Below are 20,841 nucleotides of genomic sequence, written 5' to 3' on the forward strand. Positions count from 1 at the left end.
TGCTACTCCTCGTTCATGGGGACACGGACGCCGCGCTGGTGGGCAACTTCGCGGGCGGCCGGGTAGCCGGCGTCCACGTGTCGGATCACTCCCATCCCGGGATCGTTGCTGAGCACCCGGGCGAGCTTCTCCGCGGCCAGCTCGGTGCCGTCCGCGAGCGATACCTGGCCGGCGTGGATGGACCGGCCGATGCCGACCCCGCCGCCGTGGTGCAGCGACACCCAGGACGCGCCGGAGGCGGTATTGATCATGGCATTGAGCAGCGGCCAGTCGGCGATGGCGTCGGACCCGTCGGCCATCGACTCGGTCTCGCGGTAGGGGCTGGCGACCGATCCGCAGTCGAGATGATCACGCCCGATCACGACCGGCGCGCTGATCTCGCCCGAGGCGACCAACTCGTTGAAGCGCAGCCCCGCCCGGTCGCGCTCGCCGTAGCCCAGCCAGCAGATCCGGGCCGGCAATCCCTGGAAGGCGATCCGCTCCTGCGCGCCACGGATCCATTTGTGCAGCCGGTCGTTGTCGGGAAACAGCTCCAACACTGCGCGGTCGGTCGCGGCGATGTCGGCCGGGTCGCCGGACAGCGCCGCCCAGCGGAAGGGGCCCTTGCCCTCGCAGAACAGCGGCCGGATGTAGGCCGGCACGAACCCGGGGAACTCGAACGCACGCCCGTAGCCGCCCTGGCGCGCCTCGTCGCGGATCGAGTTGCCGTAGTCGAAGACCTCGGCCCCGCGGTCGGCGAAGCCGACCATCGCCTCGACGTGGCGGGCCATCGATTCCCGCGCCCGGTCGGTGAACTCCTCGGGCTTCTTGTCGGCGTAGTCGGCCCAGTCGTCGAGCTCGATCCCCTCCGGCAGATAGGACAGCGGGTCGTGTGCGGAGGTCTGGTCGGTGACGATGTCGATCTCCACCCCGCGCCGCAACAACTCCGGGAAGACCTCCGCGGCATTGCCGACCACGCCGACGGACCAGCCGCGCCGCTCGGTCTTCGCGGCCAGCGCCTTGTCGATCGCGGAGTCGAGATCATCGGCGATCTCGTCCAGATAGCGGTGATCGACCCGCCGCTGCAGCCGGGAGCGGTCGACATCGACGATCAGGCAGGCGCCCTCGTTCAGGGTCACCGCCAACGGCTGGGCCCCGCCCATCCCGCCGCAGCCACCGGTCAGGGTGAGGGTGCCGGCGAGCGTACCCCCGAACCGCTTCTCGGCGACCGCCGCGAAGGTCTCGTAGGTGCCCTGGACGATGCCCTGGGTGCCGATGTAGATCCACGAGCCGGCCGTCATCTGGCCGTACATGGTCAGGCCGAGCTGTTCCAGCCGGCGGAACTCCGGCCAGTTGGCCCAGTCGGGAACGAGGTTGGAGTTGGCGATCAGCACCCGCGGAGCCCATTCATGGGTACGCATCACGCCGACCGGCCGCCCCGACTGGACCAGCATCGTCTCGTCGGGAGCGAGCGTGGTCAGCGTGCGGACCATCGCGTCGAAGGAGCGCCAGTCGCGCGCCGCGCGGCCGGTGCCGCCGTAGACCACAAGATCATCGGGCCGCTCGGCGACCTCGGGGTCGAGATTGTTCTGCAGCATCCGCAGTGGGGCCTCGGTGGCCCAGGTGCGGGCGGTCAGCGTCGTACCGCGGGCTGCGCGGACCGGGCGGGCCCCCTCCATGGCGGCATCCTTTCGTCGGGTGCCCCCATTTCACGCCCCGCCCGGCCGTCTGCGCAGCCTGCTCGCCGCGACCGATGTCTCGTATCCGAGACCGCCTCAGGCGACCAGGTCGTCGATCTGGTTGATCGCGGCAGTCGAACCCTCGACCACGCCCATGTCGAGCACCTGCTGCAGCGCCTCGGCGCTGGCGTAGGTGCTGACATAGCGCGCCTTCGTGCCCGCCCCGCCCGCGGTGAAGGTGAACCCGTTCTTCGAGACGGGCAGGTCGGGATTGGGGTTGAAGTCGGCATCGGCGAAACCGTCGTCGAAGGTGAAGCCGTTCGGCTCGTCGACACCGGTGATGTCCCAGTAGCCGGCGAACTTCTCGCCCTCGGGGCCGGTCATGAAGTAGGTGACCCGGCCGCCCGCGGTGAAGTCGTGATCGACCACGGTGGCGGGGTAGCCCGGCGGGCCCCACACCTTCTCGAGCTGGCGCGGATCGGCGTACACCTGCCAGATCCGCTCGACCGGCGCGGCGAACTCCGCGTCGATCGTCAGCGTGAGTTGATCAAGATCGGGGGTGACATTGGTGACAGGCATCATCGTTCCTTCGGTTCGGGCTTCTCGGTTGGTTCGGTATCGGTGGTGATCAGTTCATCGATCCGGGAGATCCGGCCGCGCCACAGCGATTCCAGGTCGCTGAGCATCGCGCCGACGGACCGCACCGCCGCGACATCGCCGCTGGCCAGGGCCTCTCGGCCCTGGCGGCGCTTGGTGATCAACCCGGCGCGTTCCAGCACGGCGACGTGCTTCTGTACCGCGGCGAAGCTCATGTCGTAGCGCGCCGCGAGCGCCGAGACGGAGTGCTCCCCGGCCAGCACCCGGCGCAGGATGTCGCGTCGGGTCCGGTCGGCGAGCGCATGGAACCAGGCATCCGCCCGGTCCTCATCCTCGGTCACAGAACGAATATACAACTGATCAGTTGTATGTTGTCAAGAGGCACTGGCGAGCCCGACGGGCGCCCTCAGGGGCGACGCCGGAGCAGGAGATACGCCAGCAGCAGCGCGGCCGCCGCCGCGGCGCCCGGAACCATCCCCGGCGCACCGGTGTCGGCAAGTGGCGAGCCCGGGCGAGCCGGCGGCGGAGGCACCGCGGCCGACGGGGTCCCCGGCCGCGGAGAGCCCGGGCCGGGTGTCCCCGGGCCGGAGTCGCCGGGCGTCGGAGACCCGGTGGTGGTCTCGGAGGGGGTGCTGCCGGAGGTCGGCGTACCCGTGGGGACCGGCGTCGCGGTCGGGGACGACGTGCCCGGGGGCGGCGTCGGCGAGTCCGTGACGGTCGGCGTAGCCGAGTCCGTGACGGTAGGCGTCGGCGTCCCGGGCCCGGGATTGATCGTGAACGCGGCGTCGTTGACGTCGAAGAAGATGTTGTCGACGGCGCTGATCATGATCCGGGCCCGATCCGTGTCGACCGCGGGCCAGACGATCTCCGCCCGGCCGGAGTTCGGCACCGAGTCGGCCAGTACGCGGTCGAAGGTGGCGCCGCCGTCGGTGGACAGGCTGATCCGGACGCGCTCGGCAAGCTCGGGCCGGTCGGTGCCGTTGACCTGCCAGGTGATCGTTCCGGCCTCGCCCGCGCCGACCGTGCCGCCTTGTTGCGAGGTGACCAGGAAGGGTCCGGCGTCGCGCGCCAGCCGCACGGTCGACTCGGCCATCGCGACCCCGCCGGCCGGCATCACATCGTCACGCGCGGTGACCCGGAAGCGCAGGTCCTCGGCGTAGTCCGCCGTCGGGAGGAACTCGGCGAAGCAGGCGACCTGCTCGACCGTCGGCAGCTCACCAGCGGCCGGCTCGGGGCACCGGCCGGTCTCGGCGTTGGTGTTCTGGGCGAGCACCTGGGCAAGATCGGGAACGGTCCTGGTCGGCTGATCGGCCGGCCGATTGCGCCCGGAATAGTACGGCCAGGTGAGCGCATCCTCCTCCGTGCCGAAGATCGAGAACAGCGGGCCGTCGGTCCGTTCGTTGGCGACCAGCGTGCCCTGGCCCGGGTTGCTCTGCTCCCACAGGTAGCTGAGCGCATCGCCATCGGCATCGCTGCCGGTGGCCGTCAGCCGGAAGGGGGTACGCACCGGAATGGTCACGGTCTGCTGCCCGCTGACCTCGGGCGCGGTGTTGTCGGTGTCTGTCACCGATCCCGGTGACCAGTCACCGCCATCGTTGATCGTCAGGGTGAGCGCATCCGGCGCGTCCTCGATGATCAGTTCGGGCAGGTCGGTCCCACCGGGGCCGTAGAGCGCGAAACCGCGCTGGTCCGGCGCCTCCGCGCCGTCGAGCCCACCGATGCCGACCGACTCGCCGACCACGGCGGCGATCGCCTCCGCGATGGCGTCGGCGCCGTAGTCGCTGATCGGCTCGGTGACCGCATCGCCGATCCGGATCCGCAGTGGCCGATCGGTCGTCCCGGCCGGCAGGTACACGAACTGGGTCTCCGACGCAGGCTCTCGGGAGAACGGCGGGTCGATCACCGCATTCATCTCGTCCCGGCTGCCGTGGCCGTAGTAGGGGTCGCGCGTCGACTGCACGGCGTCGGCATTGCAGACATTGGGATAGCTCATCAGCGACATCCCGCCGCCGGGTTCGAGGGCGCTCGACCAGACTCCCTCGCCCACGCAGGCCTCGTCCGTGCTGGCAAAGCTGTGATTGGCTCCGAGCTGATGACCGACCTCGTGTTCGAACACCTCGGTCGCGGGGCTGTCGTCCGCCGGGTCCGCACCGGTGCACCCCGCGGTCCGATCGGTCGCCGAGCCGGCCCCGCCGACCGATGCCATCCCGTTGCCGGCGCCGCCGAGCAGCAGGTGGCCGAGGTCGAAGCTCGCCGGATCGCGCAGCCGGTACGCCGCGGCGATCTTCACCCGGTCGATCGTGTCCTCGGTGCAGGTTTCCAGCTCTGCTGCGTCGAAGCACGGATTACGCGGCCCGCAGGAGTCCGGGCCGGTGGCCTCGGCATCCGTCGCCAGATTCAGCTTGTCGGTTTCCGCGATCAACCGGAAGGTGGTGGCCCGCTCGGTCTCGAAGACATCGTTGGCCTGGTTGATCAGCTTCGCCTTGGCCGCGAGGACGCGGCTGCCGTCGCCGTCGTCGCCGACAGAGCGCGCGTAGAGCGGGTCGGACAGCAGCGCGAGCCGGAACACGCGCAGGCCGACCGGCTTGCCGTTGTATCGGGTGGGGTCGGCCGGCGCCGGGTCCCGCAGCATCCGCTCCGCGGTGACCGCCCGGCCGGCCTCGGGAATCTCGGGTGCCGCACCCGTCGCGCTGCGGTACGCCGCCGCGGGCTCGCCGGCAGAGCCGGGCGCCGGGTTGACGTACCAGAACTGTCCCCCCGAGTTCACATACGCGCTGAACCCGAGCACCGTCTCGGAGATCCTGATCCGCACGCGCGGATCGTCGACGGCACGCCCGGCATAGGTCGCGATGCGCGGATCGGGCCGCTCCAGGACCTGGCTGGGGGCCACCCGGAACGCCACGAGCGTCCCGTCGGGACGCGGCACGGTCACCTCGCCGGCGGCCAGGTCGGCCCGCATCGCCGGCAGGTCCAGGCGCCATGCCGGGTCGGCCCGCCGCTGTGTGGCGGGCGCCGGCTGCCAGAGCCGATCGGCGTCGGCGGGCGCGGCACTCGATCGCACGGGTAGCCCGGCGAGCAGCAGCGCCAGCGCCCCGAAGAACAGGGCCGCGCACAGCGCGCCGCGGCGCAGGGCCGACAGGTGGGAACGGGCAGGCACGTGCGTCATCGCGTCTCATCTCCTCGGGCCGATCGGTCCCGACGAGTCCGGCACCCGCCTCCCGGGTTCCGCGCCGAGCGGTCGGTCTCAGGCGAGCGGCCCGGTCACCGCCTCGGCGGCGCGGACCGCGTCGCCGGAACCGACGAACGCGACGGCCCGCTCGATCTCGGGGGAGAGGAAGCGGTCGGGCCCGGGGCCCGGTACGCCCTCGCGCAGCGCGGCGATCACCGCGGCGGTCGCCGGCCCCGGTCGCAACGGCGCGCGCAGCTCGATGCCCCGCGCCGCGGTCAGCAGCTCGATCGCCAGCACCCGGGTGAGCCCGTCGATCGCCCGGCGCAGCTTGCGGGCCGCCGACCAGCCCATCGACACGTGATCCTCCTGCATCGCGCTGCTCGGGATCGAGTCGACCGACGCCGGCACCGCCAGCCGTTTCAGCTCCGCCACGATGCCCGCCTGCCCGTACTGGGCGATCATCAGGCCCGAGTCCACGCCCGGATCGTCGGCCAGGAACGGCGGCAGCCCGTTGTTGCGCGCCCGATCGAGGAAGCGGTCGGTACGCCGCTCGCTGATGCTCGCCAGGTCGGCGACGGCGATGGCCAGGAAGTCGAGGACATAGGCGATCGGCGCGCCGTGGAAATTGCCGTTGGACTCCACCCGGCCGTCCGGGGTGACCACGGGATTGTCCACCGCCGCGGCCAGTTCCCGGCCGGCGACGGCGGCCGCATGTTCGATGGTGTCGCGGACCGCGCCCGCCACCTGGGGCGAGCAGCGCAATGAATAGGCATCCTGTACGCGGGTGCAGGCGGCCGGATCGCGATGCGATTCCCGGATCGGCGAGCCGGCCAGCAGTGCACGCAGGTTGGCTGCCGACGCTGCCTGGCCGGGCTGCGGGCGCAGCGCCTGCAGGTCTGCCGCGAACACGGCGTCGCTGCCGAGCAGCCCCTCCACGCTCATCGCCGCAGTGATGTCGGCGGTGATCGACAACCGCCGCAGGTCGGCCAGCCCCATGATCAACATGCCCAGCATCCCGTCGGTGCCGTTGATCAGCGCCAGCCCCTCCTTCTCGACCAGCTCCACCGGCACGATGCCGTGTTCGGACAAGGTCGTCGCCGCGTCGACGATCTCGCCACCGGCCACGCGTACCTCACCCTCGCCCATGATCGCCAGCGCGCAGTGGGCGAGCGGGGCAAGATCACCCGAACAGCCCAGCGAGCCGTACTCGCGGACCACCGGGGTGATCTGTGCGTTCAGGAGCGCCGCATAGGCCTGCGCGGTGGCCGGGCGTACCCCGGTCCGGCCCGTGGCCAGCGTCGACAACCGCAGCAGCATCAGCGCGCGGACCACCTCGGCCTCGACCTCGGGGCCGGTGCCGGCGGCGTGGGAACGGATCAGCGAGCGTTGCAACTGGGCTCGCGATTCGACCGGGATGTGCCGGGTCGCCAGCGCCCCGAACCCGGTGGACACCCCGTAGTGGGGCACCGGGTCCTCGGCGAGCCCGGCGATCACGCTCCGCGTCTCGGCGATCGCGTCCACTGCCTCCTCGGTCAGCCGTACGCGCGCCCCGTCGCGGGCAACCGCGACCACCTCGGCGGCGCTCAGCGGGCCGATGCCGATCATGATCTCGCTCATGCCTGCCATTGCAGTCGACCCGAAACGCCGTCCCTGCGCGGCCGGCAGCGTTGCCGTCTCGGATTCGAGACAGTTGCCCTGACGCCGAGTCCGGATAAGCTGCGCCGAAGGCACAGTGCCGTTGCTGCTCGGGGGAGACAGAACATGAGTGAAGCGCGCCGGGCCATGCCCGGACCGCCGGTACCGCCCAGAAGCGGAGGCCGCCGTGCCGTCCTGATCGTCGGCGCCGTCGCGCTGGCGATCCTCGCCGGCTTCGGGGTCGGCCTGGCGGCCCGGCAAATGGGGATCGGCGCCGCGCCCGGCGCGCCCGTCGCGGCCAGCACGCCGGAACAGCACGACCCGGCGTCGCACGAGCCCGCGCCTCCCGGCCAGGAGCCACCCAGCTTGGGGCCGGCCAGCCCGGAGCCGACCAGCGCGTCGTCTCCGTCGGTCTCCGCCCCCAGCGCCGACCAGTTGAGCGCGTGTGTCGCGCGGGTGGCGGCGGGCGATCGGGTGATCAGCGAGGCGCGCACCGGTGTGGGCCACTGGTCGGAGCACGTGCAGGCGCAGACCGACGTCAACTCGGACAAGATCGACACCGATCAGATGGACGCGATCTTCAAGCGCACCCGTGAGGCCGGTCCGGACGACCTGCGGCGCTACGACGATGCGAAGAAGGAGCTCTCCGGCACCGACGGCGACTGCGGCGGGTCCGCCGACGCGTCGGCCGCGGAGACCAAGCGGATGGACCAGTGCCAACAGCGCCTCGACGCCCAGGCGCGGCCGATGCAGCGCGCCGAGGCGGCGATGAAGGACTGGCGCCGCCACCAGGCCGACATGGCCCGCTCGCGGCACGAACACAATCCCGATGCCGCGGAGATCTGGCGCAAGGCGTGGGGCGCGGCCCCGCCGAACATCAACGCCTTCGACGACGCGATCGCGGGCTACGAGAAGGCGCCCGCCTGCAAGTAGCGCCGGTCGAGCCGGCGAGGCGCCAGGCCGAGCGCGGTCGAGACCACGTCTCGAAAGCTCACCCGCGGTGCAGCCGGCGACCCAACCGGGCGGCGGCATCGCGTACCCCGATGATCAACTCCGCGACCTCGTCGGAGGGCGTACCCGGATCGGGATAGGTCAGCGCGAACGCTCCGACCGGGTGGCCGGTGTGGTCGAGCGCCGCGACCGCGACCGACGACAGGCCGGCGGTGACCGAGCCGCGCTCGCAGGCGTACCCGGCGCCGCGCACGTCGATCAGCGCGTGCCGAAGCTGCGTCGGCGTCCGCGGGCCGGCCTCGAGCCGGTGGGTGAACGCGGCCGCAGAGGGGTAGAGCGCGCGGATCTGGCGCGGCCCGAGCGCGGCGAGCAGCGCCATCCCGCTGGCCGTCAGGTGCGCGGGCAGGCGTACGCCCACATCGGTGACCAGCGACGGGCGCCCCGGCGCCCGCTCCTCGATCAGATAGACGACGTCGCCGCCGTGCAGCGCCGCGAAGTGCCCGTTGTGCCCGCTCCGGTCAACCAGCCGGTTCAGCAGCGGGCGGGCGAGCCGCTGCAGCGGCGCCTGCCGGGCGTACGCCGAACCCAGCTCGTGCGCAGCCACCCCGAGGCCGTAGCGGCGCTCCTCGGGCAGGTGCACGACGTAGCCGTGATCGACCAGTACGCCGAGCAGGTGGTAGGTGCTGGACCGCGGCAGGCCCAGCTCGGCCGCGATCCTGGTGGCGGGCAGCGGTTCGGGCTGACGCGCCAGCAGGCTCAACACCCCGAGCGCGTGCCCGGCCGCAGGTGCCCGCTGTTGCATCCGCCCAGTGTGTCAGGCCGCGCCATCCGTCGGTCGAGCTTGGTCGCGCTTGTCGAGACCCCGTTGGTCCAGGTGACTCCTCTGGGATGATCACGGGCATGGACGAGACCTCGCCCGGCGCTGCGCTGGCACCGACCGGTTCCCTGCGCGCCGTGATCAACCTGGGCAATCCGGTGCTCGCCGGTGGTACGCCCGATGCGCCGAGCGGGGTGACGACGGAGCTTGCGCGAGCGTTGGCCGATGATCTTGGTGTCGACCTGCGGCTGAGCACGGTCGACGGGGCGCGCAAGGCATTCGACGCGCTGGTCGCGGGCGAGGTGGACATCGCCTTCCTCGCCGACGAGCCCGCCCGCGCCGAACAGGTGATCTTCACCGCCCCCTACCTGTTGATCGAGGGCGTGTACGCGGTGCCCGAGGGCAGTGAGCTCGCGGCCGCCGACGAGGTCGACCGCGCCGGCGTACGGATCGCGGTGAAGGAGGGCTCGGCCTACGACCTCTACCTGACGCGAACGCTGGCGGCCGCCGAGGTGGTCCGCGGCGCCGACGGCCCGCAGGTGCTGGCCGACGGGCGCGCGGACGTGCTCGCCGGCATCCGGCAGCCGGTGACCGAGTACGCCCGCGCGCACGGGCTGCGGGTGGTGGAGCCGGCGTTCATGCAGATCCGGCAGGCGGTCGCGGGCCCGCGAGGGCTCGCGCCGGCAGCCGCGGCGTACCTTCGCGGATTCGTCGAGCGGGCCAAGGCGTCCGGGCTGGTCGCCGATGCGCTCGCCCGCGCCGGGCAGGTCGCGACCGTCGCGCCGCCCGCCGACTGAGGCCGCACGCACCGGCAGGCGGCCGAACTGTCGGTGTGCGCTGTGATGCTGGTGGCGTGAGCGAGGCGGGGGCGCCGGGCGGCGCCGGGCGGGCGGCGGCGAGCATCCTGCACGCCGACCTCGACGCGTTCTACGCCTCGGTCGAGCAGCGCGACGACCCGCGGCTGCGCGGCCGGCCGGTGATCGTCGGCGGCGGGGTGGTGCTCGCGGCGAGCTATCAGGCGAAGGCCCGCGGCGTGCGCACGGCGATGGGCGGCGCCAGGGCGCGTCGGCTGTGCCCGGAGGCGATCGTCGTGCCGCCCCGGTTCGCGGCCTACACCGAGGCGAGCCGGGCGGTGTTCGCGGTGTTCGACGACACCACGCCGCTGGTGGAGCCGATCTCGATCGACGAGGCATTCCTCGACGTGGCGGGCCTGCGCCGGATCCGCGGCTCGCCGGCCTCGATCGCGGCGCGGCTGCGCGCGCAGGTGCGCGAGCGCGTCGGGCTGCCGATCACCGTCGGCATCGCGACGACGAAGTTCCTGGCGAAGGTGGCGAGCGCGGTCGGCAAGCCCGACGGCCTGCTGGAGGTGCCCGCGGGCGAGGAGCTGGCGTTCCTGCATCCGCTGCCGGTGCGGCGGCTGTGGGGTGTCGGCGAGGCCACCGCGGAGAAGCTGGCTCGGGAGCAGATCGTCACCGTCGGCCAGCTCGCAGCCGAGTCCGAGCGCCGACTGGCCGGGATCGTCGGGCCGGGCGCGGCGCGGCATCTGCACGCGCTGGCGCACGCGCGCGATCCGCGGCGCGTCCGCACCGGGGTACGCCGCCGCTCGATGGGCTCCCAGCGCGCCATCGGCCGCGGCGCGCACAGCGCCGCCGAGCTGGACGCCGCGGTGCTCGGGATCGTCGACGGGCTCGGCAAGCGGTTGCGTGGCGCCGGCCGGCAGGCCCGGACGGTGGTGCTGCGGCTGCGCTTCGACGACTACTCCCGGGTCACCCGTTCGCACACCCTGCCCGGTGCCACGTCGCAGACCGAGCTGATCATGACCGCGGCGCGACGGCTGCTGCGCGACGCCTTGCCGTTGATCATCGAGCGCGGCTGCACACTGATCGGGATCACGCTGGCCAATCTCGATCAGCCCGGCAGCCTGCAGCCGACCCTGCCGCTGGATCCGCTGCACGACACGGAGCTGGATGCGGCGCTGGACGAGGTCCGGCGGCGCTGGGGCCGGGGCGCGGTGACGCGCGGTGTGCTGGTCGGCCGCGATGCGGGCGCCGAGGTGCCGCTGCTGCCGGACTGATCGACCCTCAGCCGCGCCGGAAGACGAAGTCCGGGATGGCCTCGGCGATGGCGATCAGCGTGGCGGCGCGATCGCGTACCTCCGCGGGATCGGGACGTCCACGACGGAAGCTGATCAGGTGATCACCGATGACCTGGACGGTCAGGTCCTTCGGCAGGTCCTGCAGGAGGGCGATCACGTTGGGTGAGAGCACGGCATGCGCGAGCTGGTCGTCGTCGGCCATCACGTCGCGGGCCGAGTTGAACCGCGCCGACTCGACATCGAGATCGGAACGCTCGATCCGGCCGCCCTTGACGATGTTGATCGTCGGCAGGGCGGCGGGCAGTTGGACGGCGACCAGGCTGTAGGAGAGCCCGCTGATGGTGAGCCGGGTCTCGATGCGGATGTTCCCACCGCCCCGGCTGGTCGCCCAGCCGCGACCGTCGGTGCGGGCCGCGGTCAGATTTCGCCCGGCTTGGGACCAGGTGGTGATCCCCGAGGCGTTCCGCACCAGGCCGGCCAGCCCGAGCCGCCTCAGCAGGGCGGCGGATTCGGGCCCGGAGTGCCCGTCCCGCTCCCGCTGCCGGATGATTCTTCGGTGCAGCAGGCCGATCCCGATCAACAGCGCGGCCGAGAGCAGGAGCGCGCCGCCGATGATCAACGCCGTCGGCAGGTCCATCCGCCGATGATCGCACGGGCGCCGGTCAGGGGTGGGGCCGCACGACGGGGCTGACGGCACCACCGGCCGGTTTGTCTGACCGGCCCCGGCTCGGGTAGATAGATCGACTATGTCGGCCGATCTCATCTATCTGGTGTTGGGTCTCGCCCTGCTGCTCGCGGTCGTCCTGCCGATCGCGCTGTCGCGTTGTGCCGTCTCGGCGCCCATCGTCCTCGTCGGTGTGGGCGCGGTGATCGGGCTGTTGCCGTTCGACAAGTACGGCCTGGACCCGGTCAGCCAGCAGGCCTTCACCGAGCACCTGGCCGAGCTGACCGTGATCGTCGCCCTGATGGGCGTCGGGTTGGCGCTGGATCGCCCGCTCAGCCTGCTCCGCCCGCGGAGCTGGCGGGGCTGGTCGCTGACCTGGCGGTTGCTGCTGATCGCGATGCCGCTGAGCATCGCCGGCGTCGCCCTGCTCGGTTGGTGGGTGATGGGCCTGGCCCCGGCGGCCGCGCTGCTGCTCGGGGCGGCCCTGGCCCCGACCGATCCGGTGCTGGCCTCCGATGTCCAGGTCGAGGGACCATCGGTCACCGATGATCATGACGAGATCGAGGAATCCGATCAGGTGCGGTTCGCGCTGACCTCGGAGGCGGGCCTGAACGACGGGCTGGCCTTTCCCTTCGTCTATGCGGCGATCCTGCTGGCCACGGCGGGTCCGGTCGCGGAGTGGGGTCTGAAGTGGGTCGGTTGGTATGTGATCGCGAAGATCGCCATCGGCGTGATCATCGGTGTGGTCGGCGGCTGGTTGCTGGGCAAGATCGCGTTCCGGTCCGCTCGCGAGTCGCTGGCCGTGGCCCGCCGGGGTGAACCGTTGCTGGCACTGGGCGCGCTGCTGGCGGTCTACGGCCTCGCGGAGGTCGCCCAGGGCTACGGATTCCTGGCCGTGTTCGCGGCGGCGATGACCCTGCGCTCCCAGGAACGCGGCCACGAGTACCACGAGACGATGCATTCGATGATCGAACGCCTGGAACAGATCCTCACGCTGATGGTGCTGTTGCTGCTCGGGATCGCACTGACCAACGGGCTGCTGGCGGCGCTGACCTGGCCGGGTGTGCTGGTCGGGCTCGCGCTGGTCTTCGTCGTCCGGCCGCTGGCCGGCTGGGTCGCGCTGCGGGTGGGGCACCGGTCGGAGCCGATCGGTGTGGCCGAGCGGTGGGCGATCGCCCTGTTCGGGGTACGCGGGGTCGGCTCGGTCTACTACCTGGCCTATGCCGAGGGTCAGGCGGTCTTCCCCGAGCTCCGCGAGCTCTGGTCGACCATGGCCTTCACCATCATCGTGTCGGTGCTGGTGCACGGGATCTTCGCGACCCCGGTGATGCGCCGCCTGGAACGGATCCGGGCCGCGGCGGCCTGATCAGCCGTCGAGGGTGCGGTGGAACAGCTCGCGAACCTGATCGGGCAGCTCGGGCTCGGGGAGCTGGACATCGAGCGGCACCGTGCGACACGCGACCCGGTAGGTGTAGCGATCCGGCTCCGGCGCGTCGGAGCGGCTCCACGTGGTCAGCTCGGGGCCGCCGAGCAACTGTCGCCAGGAGTCGGCATCGGGCGGCGACAGCTCGCCCAGCCGGAACTCCCGCGACCGGCTCATCCCGGTGAAGCCGCCCGAGCGGCCGAGGTAGAGCTCGGCGTCATCGCCGATTCGGTCGTCCGGCGCCCCAGGTTCACTCGACGGTGCTGGTTCACTCGACGGTGCTGGTTCACTCGCCGGTGCGGGGGCGGGCCGCTGCTCGGCGTCCGGCGCCTCGTCGACCGGTAGGCCGACCTCGGCCCAGGCCCGGCGTACCGCCTCGGCCTCGGTCTCGCCGATCGCCGCCGCGGCCTGGCTGGTGAGTCGGGCGAAGGTCGCGAAGTCGCAGTCGGCGCTGATCTGGTCGCCGGTCAGGGCGGCGTACCAGATCGCGCCGGCGCGCTCCCACGCATTGCCGCCGAGGGCGGTCGCGGCGAGCTGGAAGGCCTTGTTCGGGATGCCGGAATTGATGTGTACGCCGCCGTTGTCGTCGGTGGTGGTGACGAAACCGTCCATGTGGCCGGGCTGGGGATCCTTGCCGAGCACCGGGTCGTCGTAGGCGCTGCCGGGTTCGATCATGGAACGCAGCGCGACCCCGCGCACCTTGTCGGTGAACAGCTCGGCACCGATCAGCCAGTCCGCCTGGTCCGCGGTCTGGCCGAGTTGGTGCTGCTTGACCAGGGCGCCGAAGACATCGGCGACGGATTCGTTGAGCGCGCCGGACTGGTCGGCATAGCGCAGGCCGGCGGTGAACTCGATGACCCCGTGGCTGAGCTCGTGACCGATCACGTCCAGGCTCGCGGTGAACCGGTTGAACAGCTCGCCGTCCCCGTCGCCGAAGACCATCTGTTTGCCGTCCCAGAAGGCGTTGGCGTAGTCGGTGCCGTAGTGCACGGTGCCGAGCATCGGCATCCCGCGCCCGTCGAGGGAGTCGCGGGAGTAGGCGTCGAAGAACAGTTGCCAGGTGGCGCCGAGGCCGTCGTAGGCCTCATCGACCGCGGGATCGCCGGTGGCCGGCGCGCCCTCGGCGCGGGCCTCGTCGCCCGGCAACTGCTCGGTGTTGTTGGCCGAGAAGATCGTCCGGTTGGGTTGGCCGGGGGTGGCGCCCGGAGCGGGTGTCGGCGGCGCCGGGGACGTCGTCGAGCGGGCGCTACGGATCTCGGCGTCGCGGCGCAGCGTGGCGCGGGCGCGCTCGGCGGCGGGCTCGGGCCCGCGCTCGGCGATCGCCTCGAGGAGATAGGGCGGCAACAGCATCGGGATGCTCATGGCTCCAGTGTGCTCCTGGGTGCCGACAAGCAGACGTCCGGGCGATCAATCCGCCGGGTACGCCATGGCCTCCCCGACGAGCCGAATCCGGACCGATTCCCCGGGCGTCGGCAACGCATGCGCGGGCCAGCGCGCGCTGATGGCGGTGCCGTCGCCGAGCTCGAGCCGCACCAGGCCGTCCGGGCCGGCGTAGCGCAGCCCGAGCACACGGGCGGCCGCCCCCTCGGGATCGGGCACCACCTGCTCCGGCCGCACGAACGCGAGCACCCGCGGGCCCGCTGGCCGGGCCGGCGCGGCGACCGGCACGGGCCCGGCCGCGGTGCGCACCAGCGACCCGTCGAGCTCCCCGTCGAGCAGCACCGCCTCGCCGACGAAGCGCGCGACCCAGGGGTCGACCGGGCGCGCATAGACCTCCCGCGGGGGCCCGTGCTGGACGATCCGCCCGTCGCGCATCACCGCAACCGCGTCGGCCATCATCAGCGCCTCGGTCTGATCGTGGGTGACCAGGAGCGCGGTCGCGCCGATTCGCCGCAGCAGGGCGGCCACCTCGGCCCGCAGCTCCGCGCGCAGCGCGGCATCCAGCGCGCTGAACGGTTCGTCCAGCAAGACGACGCCCGGCTGCGGCGCGAGCGCCCGGGCCAGCGCCACCCGCTGTTGCTGGCCGCCGGACAGCTCGTCCACACCGCGCGCGTCGAGGCCCCCGAGGCCGACCAGCTCCAGCATCGCGGAGACCCGCTCGGCGCGCTCGGGCCGGGCCAGGCGCCGCAGGCCGAAGCCCACATTGCCCGCCACGGTCAGGTGCGGGAACAGTGCGCCCTCCTGCGGCACCAGGCCGACCCCGCGTCGCTCGGGCGGCAGGTGCACCCGCGGTCCGTCCAAGGTCTGCCCGCCGAGGACGATCGTGCCCGCGTCGGGCCGCGCGATCCCGGCGATCGCCCGCAGCAGCGTGGTCTTCCCGCAGCCGGACGGGCCGAGGACCGCCAGCAGCCGACCCGACGGCACCTCAAGATCGACACCGTCCAGTGCCGGCACATCGCCGAATCGGCGCGCGGCGCCGCGCACCTCCAAGTCGCTCACGCCCGCTCCCGCCGTTCGCCGAACAACGCCAGCACCGCCGTCGGCACCGCCGCGACCAGCACCACGGCGATCGCATAGGGGGCGGCAGCCGCGTACGAGGCAGCGCTGATCCTGCCCCAGAGCTCGGTGGCCAGCGTCTCCATGCCGGTCGGGCGCAGGAACAGCGTCGCGGGCAGTTCCTTCATCACCGTCAGGAAGACCAGCGCGCCGGCCATCGCCAGCCCGGGTGCCGCGAGGCGGCCGGTGATCGACAACCGAGCCCGCCGGGGGCTGTGGCCGAGGGTGCGCGCGACATCCTCGAGCGCCGGCGGCGCCTGCGCGACCGCCGCCTGTGTCACGCCCAGCGCCAGCGACAAGAACAAGATCACGTACGCCATGATCAACAGGGGCAGCTCCTGGTAGACGGGACGCGCGAACCTGATCCCGAAGAACACGACGGCCAACCCGACGACCACGCCGGGCAGCGCGTGGCCGGCGTAGGCCGCCAGCTCGGCGGCCCGGGCGAGCCGACCGGGCCAGCGTACGGCCAGCACCGCGAGCGGGAACGCGATCGCCACCACACAGGCTGCGCCGAGCGCGGCGACCACCACGGTCGAACCGAGCGCCACCGCGGTCCGCTGGATCTCGAATGCCACGGCCCCGCGGCCCAGCCACTCCGCCATGCCGATCCCCGGCACGATCAGCGCCACCGCCAGCACCCCCGCGGGGGCGAGCGGCGCGACCCACCGCCAGGGACCGAGCGGCACGATCGGTTGCCGCCGCGGCACCCGCGCCGCCAGGCGCGCGCGGCCGCGTCGGGTGAGCTGCTCGATCACCACCACCAGCAACGCCAATCCGGCCAGCAGGCAACCCAGCACGGCCGCGGGGGTGATGTCGAACAGCGATCGGTAGGAGCGGAAGATGCTCGTCGTCAGCACCTCCAGCCGCATCGTCGCGACCGCACCGAAGTCGCTCAGTGCGTACAGCCCGACCAGCAGGGCCCCGCCCGCCAGCGCGGGCCGTAGCTGCGGCATCACGATCCGCGCCCAGGTCGCCGCCTGACCGAGGCCGAGAGTTCGGGCGACGGCCTCGGCGTCCGGATCGGTACGCCGCAGCGCCGCCATCGCGGGCAGATAGACATACGGATAGGAGATGGAGGTCAACACCAGCCATGAGCCGGCGAACCCGGCCAGCGCCGGATTCACGGCGATCCAGCTCCACGCGGCCACATAGGATGGCAACGCCAGCGGCAGTCCGCACGCAACCTGCCAGAACCTGCGGCCCGGAAGGTCGGTGCGGGTGACCAGCCACGCGAGTCCGGTCCCGATCACGAGACAGCTCGCGGTCACGGCGACGGCAAGACCGATCGAGACGGCCAACAGCTCAACGGTCCGCCATCGCAGGATCAGCGAGGCAGCCCCGGCAGCCCCGCCGTCGAGCGCCCGGAGCACCAGATAGGCCAGGGGCAGCACCGCCAGTGCGATGGCGAGGACGGCCGCCGCGGCCAGGCCGAGCGGCGGCCGCCCGACGCGGCTCATGGGGCGCCGGTCACGAGAGGTAGCCCTCGCGGGTCAGCATCGCCTGCGTCTGCTCCAGGGAGTCCAGGTCGGTCAGGTCGATCTTCGGGCCGCCGAGCTCGGCGAGCGGCGGGATGTCGGCGGGACCCTCGATGCCGGGCACCACCGGGTACTCCCAGGTCTCGTCCACGAATGCCTGCTGGCCGGTCTCCGAGAGCAGGTAGTCGATCAGTTGCACGGCTGCGGGGTTGGTCTCGCCCTTCTTGGTCACCCCGGCCGCGGTCGCGTTGACGAGGCCACCCGGGTCGTCGCTGGTCGGGAAGACGATCTTCGTCCGGTCGCGCTCGGCCGGCTCCTGCCGCGCCCAGTAGTAATGATTGATCAGCCCGATCGCCTGGTCGCCGCGACCGACGGCCTCCAACAGGTCGCCGTTGGACTCATAGCCGGTGTTGACCCCGTTCGTCTTCATGTCGCGCAGCCATTGCTCCGCGGCGGGCTCGCCGCGAGAGACCCGAAAGCCGGTCATCGCGGCCTGGAATCCGGCATTGCCGGGCACGAGCCCGACGAGATCGCGGTACGCGGGATCGGTCAGCCCCTCCATCCCGGTCGGGGCCGGGGCGTCGCCCAGTGCGCCCTCGTTGTAGACGAGCACCCGCGAGCGGGCCGTCACGCCGACCCAGGCGCGGTCGGCGGCCGGGCGGAACTGCGGCGCGACCCGGTCGATGGTCGCCTGCGGCAGTTGGCCCATCAGGTCGCGGCGGGCGAGAGCACCGACGGCCCCGACCTCTTGGGAGTAGAAGACGTCCGCCGGGGTCGCCTCGCCCTCCTCGGCGAGCTGGGCCGCCATCTCGGCCGAGTTGCCGTAGCGGACCTCGACGTTCACGCCGGTCTCGGCACGGAAGCGGTCGATGATCGGGCCGACGAGCTTCTCGTCGCGGCCGCTGTACAGCGTCACCGTGCCCGGCTCAGTGGTGCTCGTCCCGGCCGTATCCGGCGCGGAGCCGGCCTGGCCCTGTCCGCAGGCACCGAGCAGCAGGGCCAGCGGAAGGGCGAGTGTGGCGAGCGCGCCCATGGATCGACGCATGTTGTTCTCCCGTTCTTGGTCAGAAAGTAAGATTAGGCGAACCTTAGCTGCTGGTGCTCGTCGTTGCCGAACCGGGCCGCGCGACCGGTGCGGTTGGCGGCGCTGGGTGGGATCGACATACCGTGCTCGCGTGAGCGAGCCACCCTCCGAGATCGTCCGGCTGGCCCGCGAGGCGCGTCGCGTCACGGTGCTGACCGGTGCGGGGATGAGCGCGGAGAGCGGCGTGCCCACCTTCCGCGACGCGCAGACCGGGCTGTGGGCCCGGTACGACCCGATGACGCTGGCCACGCCGGAGGCCTTCGAGACCGATCCGGAGCTGGTCTGGGCCTGGTACGCCTGGCGCCGCCGGCTGATGCAGCAGGTGCAGCCGAATGCCGGGCACCGCGCGCTGGCCGAGTGGGGCCGCCGCGACGGCGTGCAGGTGCGGATCGCCACCCAGAACGTCGACGACCTGCACGAGCGGGCGGGTAGCGAGGTGCTCGCCCATCTGCACGGCAGCCTGTTCGAGCTGCGCTGCTTCGACTGCGACCGCCGCTACACCGGGGCGGTCGAGATCCCCGACGAACAGGTCGAGCGGTTGGAGCCGCCGGTCTGCGGAGCGTGCGCCGGGCCGGTACGCCCGGGCATCGTCTGGTTCGGCGAGCTGTTGCCGCAGCGCGACCTCGCCCGCGCGGAGCAGGCGGCGACCGAGGCCGACCTGGTGCTCGTGGTGGGCAGCTCGGGACTCGTCCACCCGGCGGCCGGGCTGCCGCTGCAGGCGCTCGCGGCCGGCGTACCCACCATCGAGGTGAACCCCGCGGAGTCGGCCTTCAGCCCCTACGCCGACTTCGCCTGGCGTACCACCGCGGGTACGGGGCTGCCCGCTCTCGTCGCCGCGCTCGACTGATCCCCGGGCACTGGCGCGTCGCGGCGGGGCGGTCCTAGCGTCGGGTCCATGACCTCGAACTCCGCGGATGCCGCCGCCTTCGACCCGAGCGAGCTGGAGCGGCTCGGCCTTGCCGATTGGACCTATGCCGGGGGTGTGCTGAAGGCGCGCTACGACACGGGGGACTTCCGCACGGCGGTACGCCTGCTCGACGCCGTCGCCGACGCGGCGGATGCCGCCGACCACCATCCCGATGTGACCCTCGGCTACGGCCGGATCGACTTCGCCCTGCACAGCCATGATCAGGGCGCGGTGACCGAGCGCGATACCGCCCTGGCCGCAACGATCTCCGGGCTCGCGGCCGAGCAGGGCGTCAGCCGCGAGGGCGGATCGCTGAGCTTCCGGGCGGGGGAGGCGGTGCCGCCGGCGGCCGTGCCGTTCTGGCTCGCCGTGCTGCGCGGTCCGAACCCGCCGGCCGGGGAGGAACTGGTGATCGGCGATGATCACGAGGTCGTCAAGATCACGGGGGACGATGGCCAGGGCCGCTTCCGGGTGAATGTCACCGTCGATGCAGGTGACGCACCGGGTGATCTTGTCCGGGCCACACTGGAGGCGCGCGGATCTCTGGTCAGCGACGAGTACGCGCCGAATTGGTGGCTGGTGGCCGATCCGGTCGGCAATCAGGCCCGGATCTGCGGCCAGACCGAGGGATTGCCGCCGCTGGCGCAGGACGGCCCGCTCGCGCGCTGAGCGCAATCACTGTCAGGCAAGGGGATCGCGGGTGGGGAAAGAGAAGGCGGGAGACGTCTGACACGTCTCCCGCCTGCTCCGGGATTTGCGCCAGCCCGCCCCCCAGCAAGGCTGGTTCCTACTCCCGGCACCAAGTGTTGCCCCGAATGGGGTCGCTAGCAAGTGTTTCGCCGGATGGACGCCAAGCTGTCTCACCCTGTGATCCGGTGTCGGTGACGCCAGCGCCGGGCTCTTCCGGCGCGAGGCCGTGCGTCACGAGGGCCCGGCCTCCCCGAAGTGGTCGGTCGACGAAAAGCGAAACCGGACGGTCGGCCCCCCACGACGACAAAGGGTGACGACCTGTTGACATGCACCCATGCGGACGGCAACGTTGTCGGCCAACGGCCACTTTTCCGTGAGCATTGTTCGCGAGCGCGGCTGGAGCGCATATTGGTGTATTGTCCCACTTTCCCGTCGATGGACATTGAGTGAACGGGCTCGCGCTTCACGAGGTCAATTCGGTGCGGGGCGACTTCTCTCTCGGGCCGGTCGACCTCAATCTTGATCGGCCGATCACGTGTATTGTCGGCCCGAATGGCGCCGGGAAGTCGACCCTGATCGGATGTTGTACCGGCGCGGTTCCCCATACCGGACGCGTCTTCTGGGACGGGCGCGAAATCGGTAGGGGAGCGGTCCGGGACTGGGACGGTGTGGCATACGTCAGCGACACCTGGCCCAAGGTATTTGACGGCCTCACGGCAGCCGACTATTGGCATCTTGTCGCCGCGGTACGCCTGCATCGCGGCACCCGCGGCAGGCTCGGCGAATGGATGGCGCGTGCCTACGCTTTGTTGGACAGCTTCGGGGCGGTGGAAATCAACAGGCCGTGTCAGTATCTGAGCTTTGGCTCGCGACGCAAGGTGCAACTCATCGGGGCGCTGATGTGCGAGCCGAGCCTGCTGTTCATCGATGAACCGCAAAACGGCCTCGACTTCGTTGCGTCGACCACGCTGGCTGCCGTGCTACGCGATCACGCGCGCCGGCCAGGCACGGTGACGGTGCTGGCCAGTCATGATCTGGGATCGGTCGCGGCGATGGCTGATGCGGTCGTTGCGCTCCGGAACGGGCAGGTCGTGCGGCGGCTGGACGGCGGACCACCGGAGGAGGTCCGAGCCGCACTCGAACGCGTCTTCCTCGCCGACCCAAGCGGTTAGGCGCT

General features: G+C 71.9%; 18 protein-coding genes. 7 read left to right on the forward strand and 11 right to left on the reverse strand.

Annotation, left to right across the window (positions count from 1 at the left end; all coding sequences use genetic code 11):
- Positions 1-2: 2 nt before the first annotated feature.
- From hutU to hutH, 5 genes are all read right to left on the reverse strand, one after another.
- The gene (gene hutU / locus GGQ54_RS08490) at positions 3-1,658 is read right to left on the reverse strand and encodes a urocanate hydratase (protein WP_179444997.1); all 1,656 of its coding nucleotides are present in this window, start codon (positions 1,656-1,658) and stop codon (positions 3-5) included.
- Positions 1,659-1,754: 96 nt separating this feature from the next.
- Positions 1,755-2,237: an SRPBCC family protein gene (locus GGQ54_RS08495; RefSeq protein WP_179444998.1), complete on the reverse strand. Its 483-nt coding sequence runs from the start codon at positions 2,235-2,237 to the stop codon at positions 1,755-1,757.
- Entirely contained in the window at positions 2,237-2,596 is a 360-nt protein-coding gene (locus GGQ54_RS08500; protein WP_343045899.1) for an ArsR/SmtB family transcription factor, read from the reverse strand. Before GGQ54_RS08500 ends, GGQ54_RS08495 begins: the two co-directional genes overlap by 1 nt.
- Before the next feature lie 65 nt (positions 2,597-2,661).
- Positions 2,662-5,421: a reprolysin-like metallopeptidase gene (locus GGQ54_RS08505; protein WP_179444999.1), complete on the reverse strand. Its 2,760-nt coding sequence runs from the start codon at positions 5,419-5,421 to the stop codon at positions 2,662-2,664.
- A gap of 78 nt (positions 5,422-5,499) precedes the next feature.
- Positions 5,500-7,041, reverse strand: coding sequence for a histidine ammonia-lyase (gene hutH, locus GGQ54_RS08510; RefSeq protein WP_179445000.1), 1,542 nt, complete (start codon positions 7,039-7,041; stop codon positions 5,500-5,502).
- Positions 7,042-7,185: 144 nt separating this feature from the next.
- Between hutH and GGQ54_RS08515 the strand changes: the two genes are divergently transcribed.
- Positions 7,186-7,992: a hypothetical protein gene (locus GGQ54_RS08515; RefSeq protein WP_179445001.1), complete on the forward strand. Its 807-nt coding sequence runs from the start codon at positions 7,186-7,188 to the stop codon at positions 7,990-7,992.
- Positions 7,993-8,050: 58 nt separating this feature from the next.
- Here GGQ54_RS08515 and GGQ54_RS08520 read toward each other — a convergent pair whose 3' ends face one another.
- A complete protein-coding gene (locus GGQ54_RS08520; protein ID WP_179445002.1) occupies positions 8,051-8,812 on the reverse strand; it encodes an IclR family transcriptional regulator in 762 nt (253 codons plus the stop codon).
- A 98-nt stretch (positions 8,813-8,910) separates the two neighbouring features.
- Here GGQ54_RS08520 and GGQ54_RS08525 point away from each other — a divergent pair, with 98 nt between their 5' ends.
- Positions 8,911-9,624: a transporter substrate-binding domain-containing protein gene (locus GGQ54_RS08525; RefSeq protein ID WP_179445003.1), complete on the forward strand. Its 714-nt coding sequence runs from the start codon at positions 8,911-8,913 to the stop codon at positions 9,622-9,624.
- A 56-nt stretch (positions 9,625-9,680) separates the two neighbouring features.
- Entirely contained in the window at positions 9,681-10,901 is a 1,221-nt protein-coding gene (gene dinB, locus GGQ54_RS08530; RefSeq protein ID WP_179445004.1) for a DNA polymerase IV, read from the forward strand.
- Positions 10,902-10,908: 7 nt separating this feature from the next.
- Here dinB and GGQ54_RS08535 read toward each other — a convergent pair whose 3' ends face one another.
- On the reverse strand, positions 10,909-11,559 hold the full coding sequence (locus tag GGQ54_RS08535; RefSeq protein WP_179445005.1) for a hypothetical protein: 651 nt from the start codon (positions 11,557-11,559) through the stop codon (positions 10,909-10,911).
- Between the two features lie 109 nt (positions 11,560-11,668).
- On the opposite strand from GGQ54_RS08535, the gene GGQ54_RS08540 reads away from it, so the two are divergent.
- A complete protein-coding gene (locus GGQ54_RS08540) occupies positions 11,669-12,952 on the forward strand; it encodes a cation:proton antiporter (RefSeq protein WP_179445006.1) in 1,284 nt (427 codons plus the stop codon).
- Here GGQ54_RS08540 and GGQ54_RS08545 read toward each other — a convergent pair whose 3' ends face one another.
- From GGQ54_RS08545 to GGQ54_RS08560, 4 genes are read right to left on the reverse strand one after another with little or no spacing between them, the layout of a single operon-like run.
- Positions 12,953-14,371: a protealysin inhibitor emfourin gene (locus GGQ54_RS08545; protein WP_179445007.1), complete on the reverse strand. Its 1,419-nt coding sequence runs from the start codon at positions 14,369-14,371 to the stop codon at positions 12,953-12,955. It abuts the gene before it with no gap.
- A 45-nt stretch (positions 14,372-14,416) separates the two neighbouring features.
- On the reverse strand, positions 14,417-15,448 hold the full coding sequence (locus tag GGQ54_RS08550) for an ATP-binding cassette domain-containing protein (protein WP_179445008.1): 1,032 nt from the start codon (positions 15,446-15,448) through the stop codon (positions 14,417-14,419).
- Positions 15,445-16,965: an ABC transporter permease gene (locus tag GGQ54_RS08555; RefSeq protein ID WP_179445009.1), complete on the reverse strand. Its 1,521-nt coding sequence runs from the start codon at positions 16,963-16,965 to the stop codon at positions 15,445-15,447. The genes GGQ54_RS08550 and GGQ54_RS08555 overlap by 4 nt, the downstream gene beginning before the upstream one ends.
- A 10-nt stretch (positions 16,966-16,975) precedes the next feature.
- The gene (locus GGQ54_RS08560) at positions 16,976-18,028 is read right to left on the reverse strand and encodes an extracellular solute-binding protein (protein ID WP_179445010.1); all 1,053 of its coding nucleotides are present in this window, start codon (positions 18,026-18,028) and stop codon (positions 16,976-16,978) included.
- Between the two features lie 130 nt (positions 18,029-18,158).
- Here GGQ54_RS08560 and GGQ54_RS08565 point away from each other — a divergent pair, with 130 nt between their 5' ends.
- From GGQ54_RS08565 to GGQ54_RS08575, 3 genes are all read left to right on the forward strand, one after another.
- A complete protein-coding gene (locus tag GGQ54_RS08565; RefSeq protein ID WP_343045900.1) occupies positions 18,159-18,914 on the forward strand; it encodes an SIR2 family NAD-dependent protein deacylase in 756 nt (251 codons plus the stop codon).
- 48 nt (positions 18,915-18,962) lie between these two features.
- On the forward strand, positions 18,963-19,643 hold the full coding sequence (locus GGQ54_RS08570) for a 4a-hydroxytetrahydrobiopterin dehydratase (RefSeq protein ID WP_179445011.1): 681 nt from the start codon (positions 18,963-18,965) through the stop codon (positions 19,641-19,643).
- Between the two features lie 467 nt (positions 19,644-20,110).
- Positions 20,111-20,836, forward strand: a complete 726-nt coding sequence (locus tag GGQ54_RS08575) for an ATP-binding cassette domain-containing protein (protein ID WP_179445012.1) — start codon at positions 20,111-20,113, stop codon at positions 20,834-20,836.
- Positions 20,837-20,841 lie beyond the last annotated feature (5 nt).

The sequence above is a fragment of the Naumannella cuiyingiana genome (genome assembly GCF_013408305.1).
Classification (GTDB): Bacteria; Actinomycetota; Actinomycetes; order Propionibacteriales; family Propionibacteriaceae; genus Naumannella; species Naumannella cuiyingiana.